Below are 19,646 nucleotides of genomic sequence, written 5' to 3'. Positions count from 1 at the left end.
CGGGGCCGCGACGATTAGCATGACCGAAAGGAACACCACCCTGAGGAGGACGTGATGGCAGGACAGACCCCGCTCGTGATCACCCTGTGGGAGACGTACGGGTCGAACATGGAGGCGGTCGCGGAGGCCCTCGCCGCCGACCTCAAGCTCCCGCTGCACAAGCAGGCCTACTCGTCGGAGGCGATCGAGCAGGCCACCGCCGAGCGCGAGCGCGAGGGGGCGCTCGGACGCCTGCTGCGCAACTTCGCACCCGCCAACTTCACCTACGACGGCGCGGTGTCGGCTGCGGCGACCGCGTCCGAGTCGAACTACGCCGCGATGGCGGAGGAGAACACCGCCGTGGTCCGCCAGGCCGCCACGGTCGGCGGCGTGATCCAGGGCCGCAACGGGCAGTACATCCTGCGCGACCGGCCCAACACCCTGCACGTGAAGCTCGACGGCCCCGTGGCGGGTCGCGTGGCGTTCGCGGCGCAGGCCAGCGGCATCGGTGAGGACCGGGCCCGGAAGCGCCAGGTGATCGAGGACGAGTTCCGCTCGCAGCTGTCCGACAAGACCTACCACTTCGACCCGCGCACCAACGACTGGTACGACCTCGTGGTGAACGGCTCGCAGCTGCCCGTCGCGGCCGTCGTGTCCATCATCAAGGCCGCCGTGGAGGCCAAGAAGGCCTGACCCGGGCCACGCTCGACCGGCGCCCGGACGCCTCCCCCGTGGGGGCGTCCGGGCGCCGCTAGCATGTCGGGGTGACCGACGCTCCCCGTACGCCCGACTCCTGCCGCCTCGCCCTCCCGGCCGAGGCCGAGCGGATCGCCGCGATCCAGCGCCGCAGCTGGCAGCAACTGTTCCCCACCGACGTGGCCGAGCACGTGCTCGCGTCGGTCGACCTCGCGAGCATGACCGAGTCGTGGGCGCACGCGATCGCCAAGCCGCCGCTGGCGAAGTTCCGGGTGCTGGTGGCGATCGAGGATGGGCGCGTGGTCGGGTTCGCGGCCATCGGCCCCTCCGACGACGACGACGCCCACCCGGGCCAGGACGCGATGGTCGGCGAGTTCATCGTCGACCCGCCCGCCCAGCGCCAGGGCCACGGCTCGCGGCTGCTGAACGCCGTCGCCGACACCATGCGCGCCGACGGCTTCAACCGCGCGACCTGGTGGGTCCGTTCGACCGACGACCCGCTGCGGCGCTTCCTGGACTCGGCCGGCTGGGGTCCCGACGGCGGTCACCAGACGGTGAGCACCGAGGACGAGGCGGCGTCGGTCAAGATGATCCGGATGCACACCGCGCTGGGCTGACCCCGCGGCGCTCGCTCCGCCACGTGACCCACCGACGGCCAGAACTGACATCTGGACGCCCCTCCGTCCGGCAACGCGGAACGCCGCCCGCGGGAAACTCCCGCGGGCGGCGTCCGGTCTGATCAGCGTCAGGTGACGTCGTCGTCGACCCAGTCGAAGGTCCGGGTCACGGCCTTCTTCCAGTTGCGGTAGAGGCGCGCACGCTCGTCTTCGTCCATCGACGGGGTCCAGCGCTTGGCCTCGGCCCAGTTGTCGATGACGTCCTGCTCGCCGTCCCAGAAACCGACCGCGATGCCGGCGGCGTACGCCGCACCCAGCGCGGTGGTCTCGGCGACGACGGGGCGGACGACGTCCACGCCGAGCTGGTCGGCCTGGAACTGCATGAGCGTGTCGTTCATCGTCATGCCGCCGTCGACCTTGAGCTCGGCCAGCTGCACACCCGAGTCGGCCTCCATGGCGTCCAGCACCTCGCGCGTCTGGTAGGCGGTGGCCTCCAGCACGGCTCGGGCGATGTGACCACGGTTGACGAAGCGGGTGAGGCCGACGAGCGCCCCGCGGGCGTCCGACTTCCAGTACGGCGCGAACAGGCCCGAGAACGCCGGCACCAGGTAGGCGCCACCGTTGTCCTCGACCGAGTTGGCCAGCTCCTCGACCTCGGGGGCCGAGTCGAACATCTTCAGGTTGTCGCGCAGCCACTGCACCAGCGAGCCGGTGACCGCGATCGAACCCTCGAGGGCGTAGATCGGCTTGTTGTCGCCGATCTTGTAGCACACCGTGGTGAGCAGGCCGTTCTTGCTGGGCACCTTCTCCTCGCCGGTGTTCATCAGCATGAAGCAGCCGGTGCCGTAGGTGTTCTTGGCCATGCCGACCTCGAAGGCGGCCTGGCCGAACGTCGCGGCCTGCTGATCGCCCAGGTCACCGGCGATCGGGACGCCGGCGAGCAGACCGTGCGAACGGCCCTCGCCGTAGACCTCGGACGACGACTTGATTTCGGGCAGCATCGACAGGGGGATGCCCATGTCCTTGGCGATGCCCTCGTCCCATGCGAGCGTGTCGAGGTCCATCAGCATGGTGCGGGAGGCGTTGGTCACGTCGGTCACGTGCACGCCGCCGTCGGTGCCGCCGGTGAGGTTCCAGATGACCCAGGTGTCCATGTTGCCCATGATCAGGTCGCCGGCCTCGGCCTTCTCGCGCGCACCCTCGACGTTGTCGAGGATCCACTTGACCTTCGGGCCCGAGAAGTAGGTGGCCAGGGGCAGGCCGACCTTGGCCTTGTACTTGTCGTCGTCGCCGCCGCCGAGCTCCTTGACGATCTTGTCAGTGCGGGTGTCCTGCCACACGATCGCGTTGTAAACCGGCTCGCCGGTGTTCTTGTCCCACACCATCGCGGTCTCGCGCTGGTTGGTGACGCCGACGGCCACGATGTCGTCCTTGTTCATGGACGCCTTGGCCAGCGCCTCGGCGACGACCTCGCGGATGTTGTCCCAGATCTCCTTGGGGTCGTGCTCGACCCACCCGGCGCGCGGGAAGATCTGCTCGTGCTCCTTCTGGCCCGTGGCCACGATCTGGCCGCTGTGGTCGAAGATGATGGCACGCGAGCTGGTGGTGCCTTGGTCTATGGCGAGGACGTACTTGCCAGTCATGGTGTTCCTTCACATCGTTGTGTTGTTCGGTTGGGGTGGCTGGCCGGACGCCCGGCGTCCGGCCACCCGTGGTGCGGGGTGGATCAGGCGGGGAGCAGCACGCCGCTCATGAGGCCGGCGAGCACGCCGCCGGTGATGGGGCCCACAACCGGGATCCAGCTGTAGCCCCAGTCGGAGCTGCCCTTGTTCGGGATCGGGAGCACGGCGTGCGCAATGCGCGGGCCGAGGTCACGAGCCGGGTTGATGGCGTAGCCGGTGGGGCCACCGAGCGAGGCGCCGATGCCGACGACCAGCAGGGCGACGCCGAGGGCGCCGAGCCAGCCGAGGCCGGCCGGGGTGTTGGTGGCCGAGTCGCCCCAGTTGCCGGACGCGAGGACGACCAGCACCAGCACGAAGGTGCCGATGGCCTCGGTGACGAGGTTCCACAGCGGGTTGCGGATCTCGGGGCCGGTCGAGAAGACGCCGAGCTTGGCGCCCGCGGGGGCGTCATCGTCGAACTGCTTCTTGTAGGCCAGCCAGCAGAGCACGGCACCGATGAAGGCGCCGAGCATCTGGGCGCTGATGTAGGTGGCGATCGACATCGCGTTCACGGCGATGCCGGGCACGAACTCCTCGTTGCCCGCGGCGACGAGGCCCAACGTGACGGCGGGGTTCAGGTGGCCACCGGACTTGTACGCCACCAGGACACCGGCGAAGACCGCGAGGCCCCAGCCGAAGTTGACGTGCAGGAAGCCGGTGCCTGCGCCCTTGTTCTTGGGCAGGATGTTGTTGGCGACGACGCCACCGCCGAGCAACAGCAGCATCGCCGTGCCGACGACCTCCGAGAGGAAGACGGTTCCTAGAGACACGTGATCTCACTTTCTGGCATCGACGATGCGAGTGCCGAAACGGCGTCCGCGGGGAGCGGGGTCGCCACTGGTTGGGTGATGGTGGCCCGCCGCGGTTGCGACGAGCCAGGGGTGTTCTACAACGAGGACGGCGTCACATCCGTAGCCTCGATGCGGGCCTGCGACGCCGCAGCGTCGTTCGGCTGTTCCTGGGCCGCGAGCTCAGCGGCGGCTCGCGCGGTGTAGTTGGCCTTCTCCGACGCCGTGCGCTCGTCGTCCCATCCCAACAAGGGAGCGGCGATCTGCGCCACCTCGTCGACCGCGGACGCCCCACGGTCGGGCGTGGTCGAGTTCAGCCGGATGCGCTGGATGAGGATGTCTTCGAGGTGGAGGGCACCCTCGTACAGGCACGCGAAGGCGACCTCGGCCCGCAGGTACCACGGGCACGCCTCGAGCCGTTGGCCAAGCGCGGGATCCTCGTCGATGAGGGCGAACAGAGCAGGCAGTTCCGAGCCGTAGCGGTCGAGCAGGTCCTCGACCTGCTCGGAGGTCAGCGCGTACTGCGCGCCGAGGGACTCCGCCCGCCGCGCGAAGGCATCGAACCCATCGGCGCCCAGCAGGGGGACGTCCTTGGTGATCGACGGCAGCTCCTTGGCGCGCACCTTGCCGAGGGCGACGTCGACGGCGTCCGCCGCCATGACGCGGTAGGTCGTGTACTTGCCGCCGGCGATGACCACGAGGCCGGGCGCCGCCTCCAGCGTCGTGTGCTCGCGCGACACTTTGGCCGACTTGGCCTCGTCGTGCCCGACGGGCTGCAGCAGCGGCCGCAGCCCGGCGTAGGTGCCGATCACGTCGTCGCGGGTCAGGTTGGCGGACAGGACGGCGTTGGCGTGGTCCAGCACATAGTCGATGTCGGCCGCGGTGGGCACGGGGTGCTTCAGCTGCTCGTGCCACGCGGTGTCGGTGGTGCCGATCACCCAGTAGTGGCGCCACGGGATGATGAACAGCACCGACTTCTCGGTGCGCAGGAACATGCCGGAGCGGGCGTTGATGCGCTCGCGCGGCACCACGATGTGAATGCCCTTGCTGGCGAGCACCTTCAGGCCCTTGGTGGTCTTGGCGTACGCCTGGGTCGTCTCGGTCCACACGCCGGTGGCGTTGATCACGGCCCGCGCCTTGATGGTGAACTCCTCGCCCGACTCCAGGTCCTTGACCGTGGCGCCGCCGACGCGACCCCCGGCGTCCTGCACGAAGCCGACCACCTGGGCACGCGAGAGCGCCCGGGCGCCGTGGCGCACGGCGCTGCGGACGAGGTTGATGACCATGCGCGAGTCGTCGACGCGGGCGTCGTAGAACTCGATCGCACCGATGAGGGCGTCGTCGCGCACGTCGGTGAAGCGCTCCTTGGCCCCCTGCTTGCTCAGGTGCTTCTGGATCGGAACGGTCTTGCGGCCGCCGGCGCCCGCCACGGCGAGGACGTCGTAGAGGCCCACACCGACCGCGGAGTAGGCGCGCTCGATGACGCGCTGCTTCAGGGGCCAGAGGAACGGCTGGGCCTTGACGAGGTGGGGGGCGAGCTTGGTCAGCAGGCGACCGCGCTCGGTGAGGGCCTCGGCCACGAGAGCGAAGTCAAGGTTGTAGAGGTAGCGCAGGCCGCCGTGGATCAGCCGGCTCGAGCGGCTGGACGTGCCCGAGGCCCAGTCCTGGGCCTCCACGATCGCCACGCTCAGCCCGCGCGTGGCGGCGTCCAACGCGGCGCCGGCTCCGGTCACGCCGCCCCCGATCACCAGGATGTCGAACGTCTCGTCGGTCACCGCCTCGAGGTCGCGCGCGCGCTGCGTCGGATTGAGGGCAGGAATGGTCATCTTTGGGCTCCAGGTGTGTGCGTCGTCTTCGTCGCTGACGGACTCATCTTGTCCCAACTGCACGGATGGTGCACGCTTATGCACGAACGTGCAGCGTGGAGGTGGTCGGTGAACGAGCGCTACGAACAGATGTACCTCGCGGCGACGCGCTACTACGTCCAGGGCGAGACGATGGAGGCGATCGCCCACGGGCTCGACGTTTCTCGCTCGACGGTGTCGCGCCTGCTGGCCGACGCGCGCGAGACCGGTCTGGTGCGCATCACCATCGCCGAGGGGTCGAGCTCGCAGGCGCCGGTCGCCCGGTCCCTGTCGGACGCCTTCGGTGTCCGGGTTCACCTGGTCGCCCTGCGCGGGGGCCTCTCCCCCATGGCACGCATCGACCAGGTCGCCCAACGCGCCGCCGGCCTGCTCACGGAGGTCGTCGGCGACTCGATGAACATCGGGGTCGCGTGGGGCGTCACCATGGCGTCGCTGACCCAGCACCTGCGCCACCGGCCGCTGACGGGGAGCGCGATCATCCAGATGAACGGGGGCGCCAACCAGCGGTCGTCCGGCGTGCCCTACATCCGCGAAATCATGCAGTCGATCGGTGACGCGTTCGACTCCGCGGTGGTCCTCTTCCCCGTGCCGGCGTTCTTCGACTACCCCGACACCAAGGCCGCCATGTGGCGCGAGCGGTCGGTGCGCCATGTGCTGGACCAGCTCGCCCGCCTCGATGTCGCCATCTTCGGGGTGGGTTCGTTGACCGGCTCCATCCCCTCCCACGTGTACGCCGCCGGCTACCTCGACGAGGACGAGCGCCTGCAGTTGGCCGCCGATGGCGTCGTCGGCGACATCTGCACCGTGCTGCTGCGCGAGGACGGCAGCTACGCCGACATCGCCGCCAACGAACGGGCCACCGGGCTCACTCCGGGCGAGCTGGCCCGCGTGCCCCGTCGGATCTGCGTGGTGGCCGACCCGCTGCGAGCGCCGGCGGTGGTCGGGGCCCTGCGAGCCGGGGTCGCGACCGACCTCGTGCTGGACGAGGCGACCGCCCGGGCCACGCTGCGTCGGCTGTAGAGGTCCCCTGCTGCGAGACGTGGCCGTGGGGCGTCCCGGCGTGAGACGGTGGTGTCATGGCCGAGCGACCCGAGCACAGCAAGGGCGGTGTGTACTCCCGCAAGGGTGAGGAGTTCGACCGCGACACCCGCTACATCGCCACGCGCGTCAAGCGCACCGTCGACGACGGTGAGGACGCCGTGCCCGTCGAACCAGGCCGGTACCGCCTCATCGCCGCGCGAGCCTGCCCGTGGGCGAACCGGACGATCATCGTGCGGCGTCTACTGGGCCTTGAGGACGCGATCAGCCTTGGCCTGCCAGGCCCCACCCACGACGCCGACTCGTGGACCTTCGACCTCGACCCCGGTGAGGTCGACCCCGTGCTCGGCATCCACCGGCTCAAGGACGCCTACCTCAAGCGCGACCCGCACTACTCGCGCGGCATCACGGTCCCCGCCCTGGTCGACGTGACCACCGGCGCGGTGGTGACCAACGACTACGCCCAGATGACCCTCGACTTCTCCACCGAGTGGACCGAGCACCACCGGCCCGGCGCGCCCGACCTCTACCCCGAGGGACTGCGCGAGGAGATCGACGAGGTCATGGCGCGGATCTACCACGACGTCAACAACGGCGTGTACCGGTGCGGGTTCGCAGGCTCCCAGGAGGCGTACGAGGCGGCCTACCTACGGCTGTTCGAAGCGCTCGACTGGCTCGAGGACCGCCTCAGGCTGCAGCGCTACCTCGTCGGCGACTCGATCACCGAGGCCGACGTGCGCCTGTTCACCACGCTGGTGCGTTTCGACGCCGTCTACCACGGCCACTTCAAGTGCAACCGCTCCAAGCTGACCGAGATGCCCGTGCTGTGGGCTTATGCCCGCGACCTGTTCCAGACCCCCGGGTTCGGCGACACGATCGATTTCGAGCAGATCAAGCGCCACTACTACATCGTGCACACCGACCTGAACCCGAACCAGATCGTGCCGAAGGGGCCGGACCCCGTGGAGTGGCTCAGCCCGCACGACCGCGAGAAGCTCGACGGGTCGCCCTTCGGCGAGGGGACGCCCCCCGGGCGGGTCCGCAACGGCGAGCGCTCCCCCAACCCGGTGGAGCTGGCCTGATCAGCGCGTCGGGAACGTGACGTCGGTCGCGTCCACGACCACGTCCAGGCCCTGCTCCCCCGGTTCCAGCGCGCTGAGCTGGAGGCCGTAGGGCAGGGCCACCGGGATCGGCTGGAGGATCGCGTCCACCAGGGCCTGCGTGGCGTCGGGCGGGATCGCGACGCCGGCCAGGTCGAGCTCGGTGTCGGTCAGCGTGATCGTCTGCGTGGCCCGGTCGAGCGCGGCCCGGCCCACGAGGCGTCCGGTGAAGGCGACACCGAGGAACTCGACGTCGCGCTCGAGAGCGAGGCGCCCGTCCTCGGTCGGCTGGATCCGTGCCCCGGCCACGGCCGCGAGGTCGGCGTAGTCGAGCCACCCGCCACCGGTCAGCGAGGCCGCGTGCACGGCGTCCGTTTCGTAGCGGACGCCGGTGAGGGTGAAGTCGACGTCGTACAGCGGGATGGTGGTCCCCTGCGCCGCCTGCACCGGCATCTCGCGCGCCCGGACGTTCACGCTCGGGAACTCACGCGTGACCAGGTGCAGCGCGAGGGGCTCGCCCTCGATGCCCACCGTCGGTCGCGTCGCGAACGGCACGCTGCGCTGCAGCTCGACGGCCACCCGGTCCTCGACGGTCGACCGGATGCGGTCGTCGAACACGTAGGCGCCCCCCACGACCAGGCCGGCGAGCAGCAGCACCAGCACGACCAGGACCCCGAGGAAGCGCTTCATGGGCTCAGATCCCCAGCAGTGACTCGATGCCCACGGTCACGCCCGGGAGCGTGGGCACGGCCCGGACGGCGGCCAGGACGCCCGGCATGTACGCGCCGCGGGTGAACCCGTTCTCGGTGATGACGAGCTGCTCGCCCTCGTTGCCGAAGCGCACCTCCTGGTTGGCGAACAGCCCGCGCTGGCGCACCGAGTGCACGCTGATCCCGTCGACCTTGGCGCCGCGGGCGCCGTCGGGGTCGAGCTCGGTGGCATCGGGGGTGGCGCCGAGCCCGGCCGCGGCGCGGGCGGCGGCGATCCGGCCAGCGGTGGTCACGGCGGTGCCGGAGGGGGCGTCCACCTTGTTGGGGTGGTGGAGCTCGATGATCTCGACCGACTCGAAGAAGGGCGCGGCGATCTCGGCGAACTTCATCATCAGCAGCGAACCGATCGAGTAGTTCGAGGCGACCACGGCGTTCGCGTCCCCGGAGAACAGCTCGCGGATGCGCTCGAGCCGCTCGGCGGTGATGCCGGTCGTGCCCACCACGGCGTGGATGCCCTGCTCCGCACACCACTCGAGGTTGCCCATGACGGCGTCCGGGACGGTGAAGTCGACGGCCACGTCGGCCGCTTGGGCCGGCTCGCGGTCGTCGTCCACGTCGAGCGCCGCGACCAGCTCCAGGTCGTCCGCCTCGCCGATCGCCCGGCACAGCTCCTGCCCCATGCGCCCCCGGGCGCCGAACACCGCAACCTTCAGCATGGGTGCCATCCTACGGTGGCCCTCTCGTCCTCGCCCTGCTGTTATCCGGCCACGGAACCGGCCTGCCGACACGTAGCTGGCGTTGCAACGGCAGCTGGGTCCGGCTCGGGCGGCGGCTTGACCGAGCGCCGGTCAGGACGCACGATCAGAGCGACCCTGTGCCAACGCGGTCCGGATCCTCGCCGCGAGCACGGCCGGTCGGGCAAGTTCGCCCCAGCCCCAGCGCACCAGCCACCAGCCCTCGTCCCGGAACGCCTGCTCCCGTCGCTTCTCGGCCATGATCACGTCCTCCGGCCGACCGTGGGTTCCGTCGTACTTCAGCGCCCCGTCGAACTCGCCGATGACATGGTCGTCCTCCCACCCGAAGTCACCGCGCCCCACGACGAACCCGGACGCCGTCCTGACCTCGCGCTGGAGCACGGGCGCGGGCACGTCGTGGAGGAGGAACAACGCGCGGCTCAGCGACTCCCCGGGCGACTCGGCCCGGCCGTCGGCGAAGGCGACGACGCGACGTGCCCGCCGCAGCCCGGGACGCCTCCTCGCACGGTCGAGCGCCTGCTCCAACACGGCGCGACCGATCCCCCCGCGAAGAGCTGCGTCGGCAGCCGCGACGCCCCACTCGAACGGGACCGTGCGCGCCAGGTCCGCCACGGTGCGGGCCAGTGTCGTGACGGGGACGCCGTGCACCACCGTGCGCTCGTCCTCGGCGACCGGGGCGCGGACCACCCGCAGCGTCGGCGTCCGCTCGCCGTTGGAACCGGGCCGCGTGGTCCACACGGTCGCGAGCTGGGACTGTCGCACCGGCAGTCCGTGGAGGACCGCCGCCGAGACGTGGCTCACCACGGAGTGCTCCCCGAGCGTGCCCACCGTCGCCCTGACCCGCGCCTTGTGCGCCTCCACGGGTCGCGGCGCGGCGCCCTCGATGAACGACCCGCGTCGGACCCGGGTCAGACGGCCCTCACGGAGGGCACGCCGCACCTCCATGGGGCCCCACCCCTTGAGCTCGGCGAGGTCGGAGGTGGACCAGATCCGCGGTTCCATGGGACCAGCCAACCCGCTCCGACGGCGATTCGGTGGGTCGAGGTGTTGTCCGTTTGTTGTCCGTTCGCCCTCCCGGGAACCCACTCCGCTGCGCTCGTCCAATCCGCTGCCCCAGACGAACTCGCCTGGCGCTGCAACGCCAGCTGAGTGAGTCCCGGCCAGCCACCTGCCCGGACGCCAGCCGCTCAGGATCGCGACACCCGGTAATCGCCACACCGGGACGCGGAACGGCGCCGCCCCCGGGTGGGAGCGGCGCCGTCCTTGGTCAGCGGACCGGGGCTCAGGCCTCGGCCGGGGCCTCGGCGTCCTCGGCCTTCTTCTCGACCTCGACGACCGGGACCAGCGAGAGCTTGCCCTTCTCGTCGATGTCGGAGATCTCCACCTGGACCTTCTGGCCGACGGAGAGGACGTCCTCGACGTTCTCGACGCGGTTGCCGTTGTTCAGCGTGCGCAGCTTGCTGATGTGCAGCAGGCCGTCCTTGCCGGGCAGCAGCGAGACGAAGGCGCCGAACGCCATCAGCTTCACCACGGTGCCCAGGTAGCGCTCGCCCTTCTCGGGCATCGTCGGGTTGGCGATAGCGTTGATCATGGAGCGGGCGGCCTCGGCGGACTCGCCGTTCGTCGCGCCGATGAAGATCGTGCCGTCGTCCTCGATCGAGATGTTGGCGCCGGTGTCGTCCTGGATCTGGTTGATCATCTTGCCCTTGGGGCCGATGACCTCGCCGATCTTGTCGACCGGGATCTTCACCGTGATGATGCGCGGCGCGTAGAGGCTCATCTCGTCGGGGACGTCGATGGCCTCGTTCATCACGTCGAGCAGCGTGTGGCGCGCCTCGCGGGCCTGCTGCAGCGCCGAGCCGAGCACCTCCGACGGGATGCCGTCGAGCTTGGTGTCAAGCTGGAGCGCGGTGATGAAGTCACGCGTGCCGGCGACCTTGAAGTCCATGTCGCCCAGCGCGTCCTCGGCACCCAGGATGTCGGTGAGCGCGACGTAGCGCATCTCGCCGTCGATCTCCTCGCTCATGAGGCCCATCGCGATGCCCGCGACCGGGGCCTTCAGCGGCACGCCGGCGTTCATCAGCGACAGCGAGCTGGCGCAGACCGACCCCATGGAGGTCGAGCCGTTCGAGCCGAGGGCCTCGGAGACCTGGCGGATCGCGTAGGGGAACTCCTCGCGGGCCGGCAGCACCGGCACCAGCGCGCGCTCGGCAAGCGCCCCGTGGCCGATCTCGCGGCGCTTGGGGGAACCCACGCGACCGGTCTCACCGGTGGAGTACGGCGGGAAGTTGTAGTTGTGCATGTAGCGCTTGGTCGTCTCGGGCGAGAGCGTGTCCAGCTTCTGCTCCATGTCGAGCATGTTCAGCGTGGAGACGCCCAGGATCTGGGTCTCGCCGCGCATGAACAGCGCCGAGCCGTGGACGCGCGGGAGCACGCCGACCTCGGCCGACAGGGTGCGGATGTCGCGGGTGCCGCGGCCGTCGATGCGGACGCCCTCGGTGAGGGTCTTGCGGCGGACGACCTTCTTGGTCAGGGCACGGTAGGCGCCGGTGACCTCCTTCTCGCGGCCCTCGAAGCGGGGGCCCACCTCCTCGCGGACGGCGGCGAGCAGGTCCTCGGTGGAGGTCTCACGCTCGTGCTTGCCGGCGATGCTCATCACGGCCTGGAGTCGCTCCGTGGCGGTCTGGGCGACGGCCTCGTAGACGTCGTCCTCGTAGTCGCGGAAGACCGGGAACGACTTCATGGCCTTGGGCAGCTGGTTGGCCAGCTCGACCTGAGCCTCGCACAGGGCCTTGATGAACGGCTTGGCGGCCTCGAGACCGGAGGCGACGACCTCCTCGGTCGGGGCCTTCTTGCCGGCGCGGACCTGGTCGACGGTGGTCTCGGTGCCACCGGCCTCGACCATCATGATCGCGACGTCGCCGTCGGGCAGGACGCGGCCGGCGACGGCCATGTCGAAGACGGAGTCCTCCATCTGCTCCACGGTCGGGAAGCCGACCCACTGGTCGCCGATGAGGGAGACGCGGATGCCACCGACCGGGCCGGCGAACGGCAGGCCGGCGAGCGTGGTGGAGGCCGAGGCGGCGTTGATCGCGAGCACGTCGTAGCGGACGTTCGGGTTCAGCGCCATGACGGTGACGACGACCTGGACCTCGTTGCGCAGGCCCTTGACGAAGCAGGGGCGCAGCGGGCGGTCGATGAGGCGGCACGCGAGGATGGCGGCCTCGGACGGGCGGCCCTCGCGGCGGAAGAACGAGCCGGGGATGCGGCCCGCGGCGTACATGCGCTCCTCGACGTCGACCGTCAGCGGGAAGAAGTCGATCGCGTCACGCGGGTTGTTCTGGGCGGTGGTGGCGCTCAGCAGCATCGTGTCCTCGTCGAGGTACACGGCGGCGGCGCCGTTGGCCTGCTTCGCGAGCAGACCGGACTCGAAGCGCACGACGTGCTTGCCGTACGAACCGTTGTCGATGACCGCCTCGGTGAAGCGGACGTCGGGACCCTCCATGGCCATGGAGTCTTTCCTTTCAAGTGTGCGACACCTGAGCTCCGGCCATCTCTCTCGTAGGGTTTCGGTCTTCGATCGAGGCCCACGGGACGCTTCGCGCCCCGGAGGCCACTACCGAGGACCGAACAGCGCGGGCCAGGTGCAGCGGTGGACATGTCTTCAGTTGTCGGGCTCGCCGGTGGGACACACCGGTGTGGACCCGTGGTCAGGCTAGCGCCTACTGCCCTGTTCGAGCAGGCGGCCGCCTGACATGCGAATCAGGGAGTGGCCGCACGGGCCACCCCCTGACTCAGGTCGTGTACGTCAACGGCGCAGGCCGAGACGGGCGATCAGCGCACGGTAGTGCTCGACGTCGTTCTTGGCGACGTAGTTCAGCAGGCGGCGCCGCTGGCCGACCAGCAGCATGAGGCCACGACGGCTGTGGTGGTCACCCTTGTGCTGCTTGAGGTGCTCGGTCAGGTGCGCGATGCGCTTGCTGAGCAGCGCGATCTGGACGTCGGGGGAACCCGTGTCGCCCGGCTTCGTCGCGTACTCCTCGATGATGGCCTTCTTCGTTGCGGCATCCATGTGCAGCTCCCCTCGTCCGTTGCGCGGTGCCGTTCCCGGGTGGGCGGCTCTCTTGTTCCGCGGGCGTCCTGACGCCGAGGAGCCACTCTACCGGACGCCGACCGCTTCGGCCGAATCGTGGCCCGGTCGATGCCGCCCCCGGGTCACGGTCGTCGGAGTTGAAACTTCTCCACGTCGTGAGATTCCTCGAAAACGACGCTGCGTAGTAGCCTGAGCGCGTCACCAGCGCAAAGGAGTGCACATGACGGTCGTGATCGGGATCCCCGCCAGTGCGGAACACGAGACCCGCTCCCCCATCGTCGGTGACGTCGTGAAGAAGCTCGCGGGCCTCGGCGCGCGCGTGCTCGTGCAGCGCGGCGCCACGGACGCCGCGTTCGCCACGCCCGCCTCCCTCGGGGACGTCGACTGGGTCGACACCTCGGCCGAGGTCATCGCGGGCAGCGACGTCATCTGGACGATCGGCAACCTCTCCGCGGCCGACCAGGCCGCCCTGCGGCCCGGGCAGGTCCTCATGGGCCTGCTGACGCCCTACGCGTCGGTCGAGCACGCCACCGCCCTCGCGGAGAAGGGGGTCACGGCCTTCGCCATGGAGCTGCTCCCCCGCATCTCGCGCGCGCAGTCGATGGACATCCTGTCCTCGCAGGGGTCGGCCTCCGGCTACCAGTGCGTGTTGATCGCCGCCGCCCGGGCCCCGAAGTTCTTCCCCATGCTCACCTACGCCGCCGGCACGATCCGCCCCTCCCGGGCGCTCGTCATCGGCGCCGGCGTCGCCGGCCTGCAGGCCATCGCCACGGCCAAGCGCCTGGGCGCGATGGTGCAGGGTTACGACGTCCGCCCCGAGACCCGCGAGCAGGTCGAGAGCCTGGGCGCCAAGTTCGTCGACACCGGCGTCAGCGCCGCCGGCGAGGGTGGCTACGCCCGCGAGCTCACCGCCGAGGAGATCGACAAGCAGCGCGCCGCGCTGGCCAAGGCGGTCGCCGAGGCCGACGTCCTGATCACCACCGCCGCGGTGCCGGGCAAGAAGGCGCCGGTCATCGTCACCCGGGCGATGGTCGAGGCCATGAAGCCCGGCTCGGTCGTGGTCGACATGGCCGCCGAGGGCGGCGGCAACGTCGAGGGCACGGTCGCGGGCAAGGACGTCCTGGTGGGCGGCGCCCGCGTCGTCGGGCCGGTCAACCTGCCCGGCCGGATGCCGGTGCACACCTCGGAGATGTTCTCCAAGAACCTGCTCAACTTCACCACGCCGATGATCACCGACGGCGAGCTGACGATCGACTGGACCGACGAGGTCATCGCGGGCACCGCGCTGACCCACGGCGGCCGGGTGGTCCACGCCGGCGTCGCGAAGGTCCTCGGCCTGCCCGACCCGACCCCCGCCCCAGCCGCACCCGCGGCGTCCGCCCCCGCACCGACCACCGACAGCGCCGAGGGCAAGGAGGCCTGATCGCCATGATGGACCTGTTGTACCTGTACATCTTCATCCTGGCCGCGTTCGTCGGCTACGAGGTGATCAGCCGCGTGCCGGTGATCCTGCACACGCCGCTGATGTCGGGCTCGAACTTCGTGCACGGCGTCGTGCTCGTGGGCTCGATGTGGGCGCTCGTGCACGCCGAGACCCCGGTCCAGCTGGTGCTGGGCTTCCTCGCGGTCCTCCTGGGCGCCGCAAACGCAGCCGGTGGCTACGTCGTGACCGAGCGGATGCTCGGCATGTTCACCGCCAAGGGCGACTCCAAGAAGGGGGCCGCGGCATGAGCTGGGTCCTCAACGGCGTCTACCTGGTCGCCGCCATCCTGTTCATCTTCGGCCTGAAGGCGATGAGCTCGCCCAAGACGGCCGCGGCCGGCATCAAGTGGGCCGGCGTGGGCATGGTGCTGGCCACCGTGGCCACCTTCTTCATCCCGGGCGAGGACGGCGGCCTGGCCTACTTCGCCGCCGACAAGCGCGTCAACCTGATCCTGTGCATCGTGGCCCTCGCCATCGGCGCCGGGGTGGCGGCCTGGCTGGGCAACGTCGTGAAGATGACCGACATGCCGCAGATGGTCGCCATCTACAACGGCATGGGCGGCGGCGCCGCGGCCCTCATCGCCGCGGTCGAGTTCACCCGCCCCGTGCCCCCCACCGGCATGCACGCCGTGCTCGCCATGCTGGGCGCCTTCATCGGCTCGGTGGCGTTCTCCGGCTCGGTGCTGGCGTGGGCGAAGCTGCAGGGCGTCATGAAGAAGGCCGTGCGCTGGCCGGTCCAGAACTTCGGCAACGTGGTGCACTCGCTGGTCACGCTGGGCCTGGGCATCGCCATCGTCGTGTGGGGCCCGCACCCGCTGCTGGTCATCGCGTTCTTCGCCATGGCGCTCATCCTCGGCCTGGCCCTGACCAGCCCGATCGGCGGCGCAGACATGCCCGTCGTGATCTCGCTGCTCAACGCGTTCACCGGCCTGGCCGTCGGCCTCGAGGGCTACGTGTTGGGAAACCCGGCGCTCATCATCGCCGGCATCGTGGTCGGCGCGGCAGGCACCCTGCTGACCCAGCTCATGGCCAAGGCCATGAACCGGCCGTTGACCAACGTGCTGTTCGCCCCGATCACGGGCGAGGCGCAGGCCGGGGGCGGCATGGAGGGCACCATGAAGGAGGTGTCCGCCATGGACGCCGCCGCCATGATGCGCTACGCCGAGAGCGTCATCATCGTCCCGGGCTACGGCATGGCCGTGGCCGGCGCCCAGCACAAGGTCTACGAGATGACCAAGCTGCTGGAGGCCGAGGGCGTCGACGTGAAGTTCGCGATCCACCCGGTCGCGGGCCGCATGCCCGGCCACATGAACGTGCTGCTCGCCGAGGCCGGGGTGCCCTACGACCAGATCTTCGACCTGGACGAGATCAACTCCGACTTCCCGCTGTGCGACGTGGCCCTGGTCATCGGCGCGAACGACGTGGTCAACCCCGTCGCCCGCACCGACAAGTCCAGCCCCATCTACGGCATGCCGATCCTGGACGCCGACAAGGCCCGCCAGTGCATCGTCATCAAGCGCGGCCGCGGGGCGGGCTACTCCGGCATCGAGAACGCCCTGTTCTTCGCCGACAACACCTCGATGCTGTACGGCTCGGCGCAGCAGGCGATCGCCGAGGTGGTGACCCACGTCAAGGAGCTCAGCTGAGCCCCACGACCGTCGTCGGCGCCCATCGCGGAAGCGGTGGGCGCCGCGGCGTTCCCCCGGGTGGACGCGGGGCCAAGGCACCTTCCGGCGACCGTCACGATGGCCTTCCGGCGGGCAAGACGGACTTGCGTTTCGCGCCCCATCCGACAGACTGGGTGGGCACACGTCGGTGCACGAGCGAGGGAGGGCGACAATGACCGAGGCACCCAAGACGCCGCAGATCGAGACGAGGCTTGCGACCGCCGAGGACCTGCCCGAGCTGGAGGCGAACGAGACAGCCAAGACCAAGGGCCACTCGGCGTCCTACCTCGAGAAGCAGGCCGCAGGGGGCTACTACGTCGTGGTCGGCCTGATCGACGGCAAGGTCTCCGGCCGCGTGATCCTCGACACGGTGCAGGACGACGGCACCCCGCTGGTCCCCGAGATGAAGCTGCTGTGGGTGTTCCCGCAGGCGCGCCGCATGGGTCTGGGCGCCAAGATGACCCAGCACCTGGAGGAGCTGGCCCGCGAGCTCGGCTACGAGGAGGTCTTCCTCGGCGTGACGCCCGACAACCCCGCCGCGATCCCGCTGTACATCGGCCTGGGCTACACGCCCACCGGCGACCACCGCAGCGCCCTGAACATGTCCGTCATCGACGGCGAGGGTGAAGGCACCGACGACCCCGTCGAGGCCATCTACCGCAAGTCGCTGCTGATGCGCTGATCCCAGCGAACGAACAGGGCCCCACCCGCTCGGGTGGGGCCCTGTCGTCGTCCGGGCCGGTTTCAGGGGACGCCCACGGCGGTCACCCGGACCACCCGGTCCCCCGAGGCGAAGGCCAACACCACGTCGTCACCGACGAAGCGGTGCCCGACGAGGGTGACCTCGCCCAGGGAGAGGCAGAGCAGCAGTTCGACCAGGTCGGCCCGGCGCGGTGCGGTGACCGCGACGACCGTGCCATCGGCGAACGTGAGGCGCCACGGCTGTCCTTCGGCGACGGGGGCCAGGCCGCGGGGAGGGACGCCCCGGGTCAGGACCAGCCGCAGCCGGGCCGCGAGGGCCGACGACCGCTCGCCCAGGCGCTCCCACAGGACGCGCTGGGCGATGGCGTCCAGCTCGGCGGCGTCGGCGGGGTCGAGGCCCAGCGGCGTGGCCGAGCGGCGGGCGTGGCGCTTCTTCATGCGCATGACGCCCGCGAGCGTCAGGGCCGCGACGGCGAGGAACCCGATGAGCTCCATGGCACCAGTGTGCGCCCGGGGCGCGCCTGGCGGAAGACCCTCGTGGGCCTCAGCGACAGGGGTGCTCGGCCAGCGCGGTGCGCACCGCGGCGACGTCGGCGTCCATCTGCTCGATGAGCGCCTCGATCCCGGTGAACTTCACCTGGCCGCGGATGCGGGCGCAGAAGTCGACGGCGATGGGCGCGTCGTAGAGCTCGAGGTCGTCGCGGTCGAGGACGAAGCTCTCCACGCGGCGGTCGTGGCCGTCGAAGGTCGGGTTGCGGCCCACGGAGATCGCGGCCGGCCACGTGGGGGCCTCCTGGCCGTCGGGCAGCGGGGCCCCGTGGGCGTCCAGGCCGTCGAGGCGGGTGACCCAGCCGGCGTACACGCCGTCGGCCGGGCAGGCGTACTCCTTGGGGACCGGCAGGTTCGCGGTCGGGAAGCCGAGCTCGCGGCCGCGCTTGTCGCCGTGCGAGACCGAGCCGCGGAACCGGAAGGGACGCCCCAGCAGCTCGGCGGCGTGGCGCACGTCCCCGGCCTCCAGGGCCTCGCGGACGGCGGAGCTGCACGTCTCCTCGTCGCCGACGTGCACCAGCGGGAGCCCGGTGACCTCGAAGCGGCCGCGCCCGAGGTCGGCAAGCGTCCCGACCGTGCCGGAGGCGCGGTGGCCGAAGCGGAAGTTCTCCCCCACCACGATCCGGACGGGGTCCAGGGGCAGGAGGTGCTGCTCGACGAACTGCTCCGGGCGCTGCTGGGAGAGCTCACGGGTGAACTCCAGGACGCGGACCTCGTCGGCGCCGGCGCGACGCAGGAGGGCGACGCGGTCCTCGAGGTTGGTGAGCAGCTTGGGGGCGCCATCAGGGCGGATCACGGCCATCGGGTGGGGCCAGAAGGTGACCACGACCAGGGGGGCGCCCGGCTCGGCCTCGCGGGCGGCGGCCAGGACCTGCTGGTGGCCCGGGTGCACGCCGTCGAAGTTGCCGATCACCACCACGGACCGTGTCAACTCCGGTTCCTCTCCCTCGCGATTGCCCCCGCCACAGTACAACGCGCAAGCCTAGACCAGCACCGCGACCGGCACCGACCCGGCGTCCGCGGGCCGGTAGAGGGCCAGCAGGCGGCCGTCGTGGACCAGCGCGGTCGGGTCCGCGGGCACGTCCAGCGCCAGCGGGCGGCCGAAGCCGACGTCGTGGGCCGCCTCGGCGTCCACCTCGACGGTGGCGAAGGCCAAGGGGGCGATGTCTGCCAGCGGGTAGGAGCGCACGTCGAAGAGCTCGCCGGGGGCCAGCTCGGGCAGCACGGCGTCCCACGTGGCGTGCTCGAGGCCGAACGGGCCGACCCGGGTGCGCCGCAGCACGGTGAGGTGCCCGCCGGTGCCGAGCGCGGCGCCGAGGTCGCGGGCGAGGGCCCGGATGTAGGTGCCCGAGCTGCAGTCGACCACCACGTCGATGTCGACGACCCGCACGCCCTCGGCGGCGGTCTCGCGCACGTCGAGCACGTCGAAGCGGGAGACCGTGACCTCGCGGGCGGCGAGCTGGACGTCCTCGCCCTTGCGGGCCAGCGCGTAGGCCCGCTGGCCGTCCACCTTGATCGCCGACACGCTCGAGGGCACCTGCTGGATCGTGCCCGTGAGGGCGGCGACGGACGCCTGCAGACGCGGCCCGACCTCCGCCAGCGTCGCGCCGGGGGCGTCGGTGACCTCGCCGTCGGCGTCGTCGGTGTTGGTGGCCTGCCCAAGGCGGATGGTGGCCTCGTAGGTCTTGGTCGTCAGGAGCAGGTGACCGAGCAGGCGGGTGCCCTTCTCGACGCCGAGGACCAGCACGCCGGTCGCCATCGGGTCGAGCGTGCCGGCGTGCCCGACCTTCTTGGTTCCCAGGGCCCGCCGTGCCCGGGCGACGACCTGGTGGCTGGTGATGCCGCCGGGCTTGTCGACGACGAGCAGCGCGGGTTCGGCCACCG

The 19,646-nt window shown here is 70.7% G+C and carries 19 protein-coding genes; 8 read left to right on the top strand and 11 right to left on the bottom strand.

Translation table 11 applies throughout. The features are described 5' to 3' along the window. The first annotated feature begins 54 nt into the window (after window positions 1–54). Both H5397_RS06565 and H5397_RS06560 read left to right on the top strand, forming a co-directional pair. Window positions 55–672 (top strand): AAA family ATPase, encoded by a 618-nt coding sequence (locus H5397_RS06565; RefSeq protein ID WP_182815833.1) that lies wholly within the window; start codon window positions 55–57, stop codon window positions 670–672. A 71-nt stretch (window positions 673–743) separates the two neighbouring features. Then, window positions 744–1,292, top strand: a complete 549-nt coding sequence (locus tag H5397_RS06560) for a GNAT family N-acetyltransferase (protein ID WP_182815831.1) — start codon at window positions 744–746, stop codon at window positions 1,290–1,292. Window positions 1,293–1,420: 128 nt separating this feature from the next. Here the strand turns inward: H5397_RS06560 and glpK are convergent, their stop codons facing one another. From glpK to H5397_RS06545, 3 genes are all read right to left on the bottom strand, one after another. After that, complete coding sequence (glpK, locus tag H5397_RS06555; RefSeq protein ID WP_182815830.1) at window positions 1,421–2,935, bottom strand: glycerol kinase GlpK; 1,515 nt, start codon at window positions 2,933–2,935, stop codon at window positions 1,421–1,423. A gap of 83 nt (window positions 2,936–3,018) precedes the next feature. Further along, window positions 3,019–3,783, bottom strand: a complete 765-nt coding sequence (locus H5397_RS06550; RefSeq protein ID WP_182815828.1) for an MIP/aquaporin family protein — start codon at window positions 3,781–3,783, stop codon at window positions 3,019–3,021. 116 nt (window positions 3,784–3,899) lie between these two features. Further along, on the bottom strand, window positions 3,900–5,627 hold the full coding sequence (locus H5397_RS06545; RefSeq protein WP_182815826.1) for a glycerol-3-phosphate dehydrogenase/oxidase: 1,728 nt from the start codon (window positions 5,625–5,627) through the stop codon (window positions 3,900–3,902). A 108-nt stretch (window positions 5,628–5,735) separates the two neighbouring features. Between H5397_RS06545 and H5397_RS06540 the strand changes: the two genes are divergently transcribed. Both H5397_RS06540 and H5397_RS06535 read left to right on the top strand, forming a co-directional pair. After that, a complete protein-coding gene (locus H5397_RS06540) occupies window positions 5,736–6,686 on the top strand; it encodes a sugar-binding transcriptional regulator (protein WP_182815824.1) in 951 nt (316 codons plus the stop codon). Between the two features lie 56 nt (window positions 6,687–6,742). Next, window positions 6,743–7,786, top strand: coding sequence for a glutathione S-transferase family protein (locus tag H5397_RS06535; RefSeq protein ID WP_182815822.1), 1,044 nt, complete (start codon window positions 6,743–6,745; stop codon window positions 7,784–7,786). On the opposite strand, the gene H5397_RS06530 is transcribed toward H5397_RS06535, so the two are convergent. From H5397_RS06530 to rpsO, 5 genes are all read right to left on the bottom strand, one after another. Next, window positions 7,787–8,494, bottom strand: a complete 708-nt coding sequence (locus tag H5397_RS06530) for a DUF2993 domain-containing protein (protein WP_182815820.1) — start codon at window positions 8,492–8,494, stop codon at window positions 7,787–7,789. It abuts the gene before it with no gap. Between the two features lie 4 nt (window positions 8,495–8,498). Continuing rightward, window positions 8,499–9,230, bottom strand: a complete 732-nt coding sequence (gene dapB / locus H5397_RS06525; RefSeq protein ID WP_182815818.1) for a 4-hydroxy-tetrahydrodipicolinate reductase — start codon at window positions 9,228–9,230, stop codon at window positions 8,499–8,501. Between the two features lie 132 nt (window positions 9,231–9,362). Next, the gene (locus H5397_RS06520) at window positions 9,363–10,271 is read right to left on the bottom strand and encodes a hypothetical protein (protein WP_182815816.1); all 909 of its coding nucleotides are present in this window, start codon (window positions 10,269–10,271) and stop codon (window positions 9,363–9,365) included. A 280-nt stretch (window positions 10,272–10,551) separates the two neighbouring features. Then, on the bottom strand, window positions 10,552–12,774 hold the full coding sequence (locus tag H5397_RS06515; RefSeq protein WP_182815958.1) for a polyribonucleotide nucleotidyltransferase: 2,223 nt from the start codon (window positions 12,772–12,774) through the stop codon (window positions 10,552–10,554). Between the two features lie 303 nt (window positions 12,775–13,077). Then, on the bottom strand, window positions 13,078–13,341 hold the full coding sequence (rpsO, locus tag H5397_RS06510; RefSeq protein WP_182815814.1) for a 30S ribosomal protein S15: 264 nt from the start codon (window positions 13,339–13,341) through the stop codon (window positions 13,078–13,080). A gap of 241 nt (window positions 13,342–13,582) precedes the next feature. Between rpsO and H5397_RS06505 the strand changes: the two genes are divergently transcribed. The 4 genes from H5397_RS06505 to H5397_RS06490 all read left to right on the top strand — a co-directional run bounded on the left by H5397_RS06505 (window position 13,583) and on the right by H5397_RS06490 (window position 17,193). Then, the gene (locus H5397_RS06505; protein ID WP_182815812.1) at window positions 13,583–14,785 is read left to right on the top strand and encodes an NAD(P) transhydrogenase subunit alpha; all 1,203 of its coding nucleotides are present in this window, start codon (window positions 13,583–13,585) and stop codon (window positions 14,783–14,785) included. 5 nt (window positions 14,786–14,790) lie between these two features. Beyond that, window positions 14,791–15,093, top strand: a complete 303-nt coding sequence (locus H5397_RS06500; protein ID WP_182815810.1) for an NAD(P) transhydrogenase subunit alpha — start codon at window positions 14,791–14,793, stop codon at window positions 15,091–15,093. Continuing rightward, window positions 15,090–16,490, top strand: a complete 1,401-nt coding sequence (locus H5397_RS06495; RefSeq protein ID WP_182815808.1) for an NAD(P)(+) transhydrogenase (Re/Si-specific) subunit beta — start codon at window positions 15,090–15,092, stop codon at window positions 16,488–16,490. The genes H5397_RS06500 and H5397_RS06495 overlap by 4 nt, the downstream gene beginning before the upstream one ends. A gap of 193 nt (window positions 16,491–16,683) precedes the next feature. Beyond that, window positions 16,684–17,193 carry a GNAT family N-acetyltransferase gene (locus H5397_RS06490; protein ID WP_182815806.1) on the top strand — a complete coding sequence of 170 codons (510 nt, stop codon included), beginning with the start codon at window positions 16,684–16,686 and terminating at the stop codon, window positions 17,191–17,193. A gap of 62 nt (window positions 17,194–17,255) precedes the next feature. On the opposite strand, the gene H5397_RS06485 is transcribed toward H5397_RS06490, so the two are convergent. Genes H5397_RS06485 through truB form a run of 3 tightly spaced genes read right to left on the bottom strand, consistent with a single transcriptional unit; the run spans window position 17,256 to window position 19,644 of the window. After that, window positions 17,256–17,708, bottom strand: coding sequence for a hypothetical protein (locus tag H5397_RS06485; protein ID WP_182815804.1), 453 nt, complete (start codon window positions 17,706–17,708; stop codon window positions 17,256–17,258). Window positions 17,709–17,757: 49 nt separating this feature from the next. Continuing rightward, window positions 17,758–18,693: a bifunctional riboflavin kinase/FAD synthetase gene (locus H5397_RS06480; RefSeq protein WP_182815802.1), complete on the bottom strand. Its 936-nt coding sequence runs from the start codon at window positions 18,691–18,693 to the stop codon at window positions 17,758–17,760. 51 nt (window positions 18,694–18,744) lie between these two features. Further along, window positions 18,745–19,644 (bottom strand): tRNA pseudouridine(55) synthase TruB, encoded by a 900-nt coding sequence (truB, locus tag H5397_RS06475; RefSeq protein WP_182815801.1) that lies wholly within the window; start codon window positions 19,642–19,644, stop codon window positions 18,745–18,747. Window positions 19,645–19,646: the final 2 nt, after the last annotated feature.

Source organism: Propioniciclava sp. MC1683 (assembly GCF_014164675.1).
Classification (GTDB): Bacteria; Actinomycetota; Actinomycetes; order Propionibacteriales; family Propionibacteriaceae; genus Propioniciclava.
The sequence above is the reverse complement of the archived record's forward strand: the minus strand, read 5'-3'. Positions and strand labels throughout refer to the sequence as shown.

Coding starts and splice junctions, on each gene's coding strand:
- H5397_RS06565 (WP_182815833.1), top strand. CDS start 55: ATGGCAGGACAGACCCCGCTCGTGATCACCCTGTGGGAGACGTACGGG.
- glpK (WP_182815830.1), bottom strand. CDS start 2,935: ATGACTGGCAAGTACGTCCTCGCCATAGACCAAGGCACCACCAGCTCG.
- H5397_RS06545 (WP_182815826.1), bottom strand. CDS start 5,627: ATGACCATTCCTGCCCTCAATCCGACGCAGCGCGCGCGCGACCTCGAG.
- H5397_RS06535 (WP_182815822.1), top strand. CDS start 6,743: ATGGCCGAGCGACCCGAGCACAGCAAGGGCGGTGTGTACTCCCGCAAG.
- H5397_RS06530 (WP_182815820.1), bottom strand. CDS start 8,494: ATGAAGCGCTTCCTCGGGGTCCTGGTCGTGCTGGTGCTGCTGCTCGCC.
- dapB (WP_182815818.1), bottom strand. CDS start 9,230: ATGCTGAAGGTTGCGGTGTTCGGCGCCCGGGGGCGCATGGGGCAGGAG.
- H5397_RS06520 (WP_182815816.1), bottom strand. CDS start 10,271: ATGGAACCGCGGATCTGGTCCACCTCCGACCTCGCCGAGCTCAAGGGG.
- H5397_RS06515 (WP_182815958.1), bottom strand. CDS start 12,774: ATGGAGGGTCCCGACGTCCGCTTCACCGAGGCGGTCATCGACAACGGT.
- rpsO (WP_182815814.1), bottom strand. CDS start 13,341: ATGGATGCCGCAACGAAGAAGGCCATCATCGAGGAGTACGCGACGAAG.
- H5397_RS06505 (WP_182815812.1), top strand. CDS start 13,583: ATGACGGTCGTGATCGGGATCCCCGCCAGTGCGGAACACGAGACCCGC.
- H5397_RS06500 (WP_182815810.1), top strand. CDS start 14,791: ATGATGGACCTGTTGTACCTGTACATCTTCATCCTGGCCGCGTTCGTC.
- H5397_RS06495 (WP_182815808.1), top strand. CDS start 15,090: ATGAGCTGGGTCCTCAACGGCGTCTACCTGGTCGCCGCCATCCTGTTC.
- H5397_RS06490 (WP_182815806.1), top strand. CDS start 16,684: ATGACCGAGGCACCCAAGACGCCGCAGATCGAGACGAGGCTTGCGACC.
- H5397_RS06485 (WP_182815804.1), bottom strand. CDS start 17,708: ATGGAGCTCATCGGGTTCCTCGCCGTCGCGGCCCTGACGCTCGCGGGC.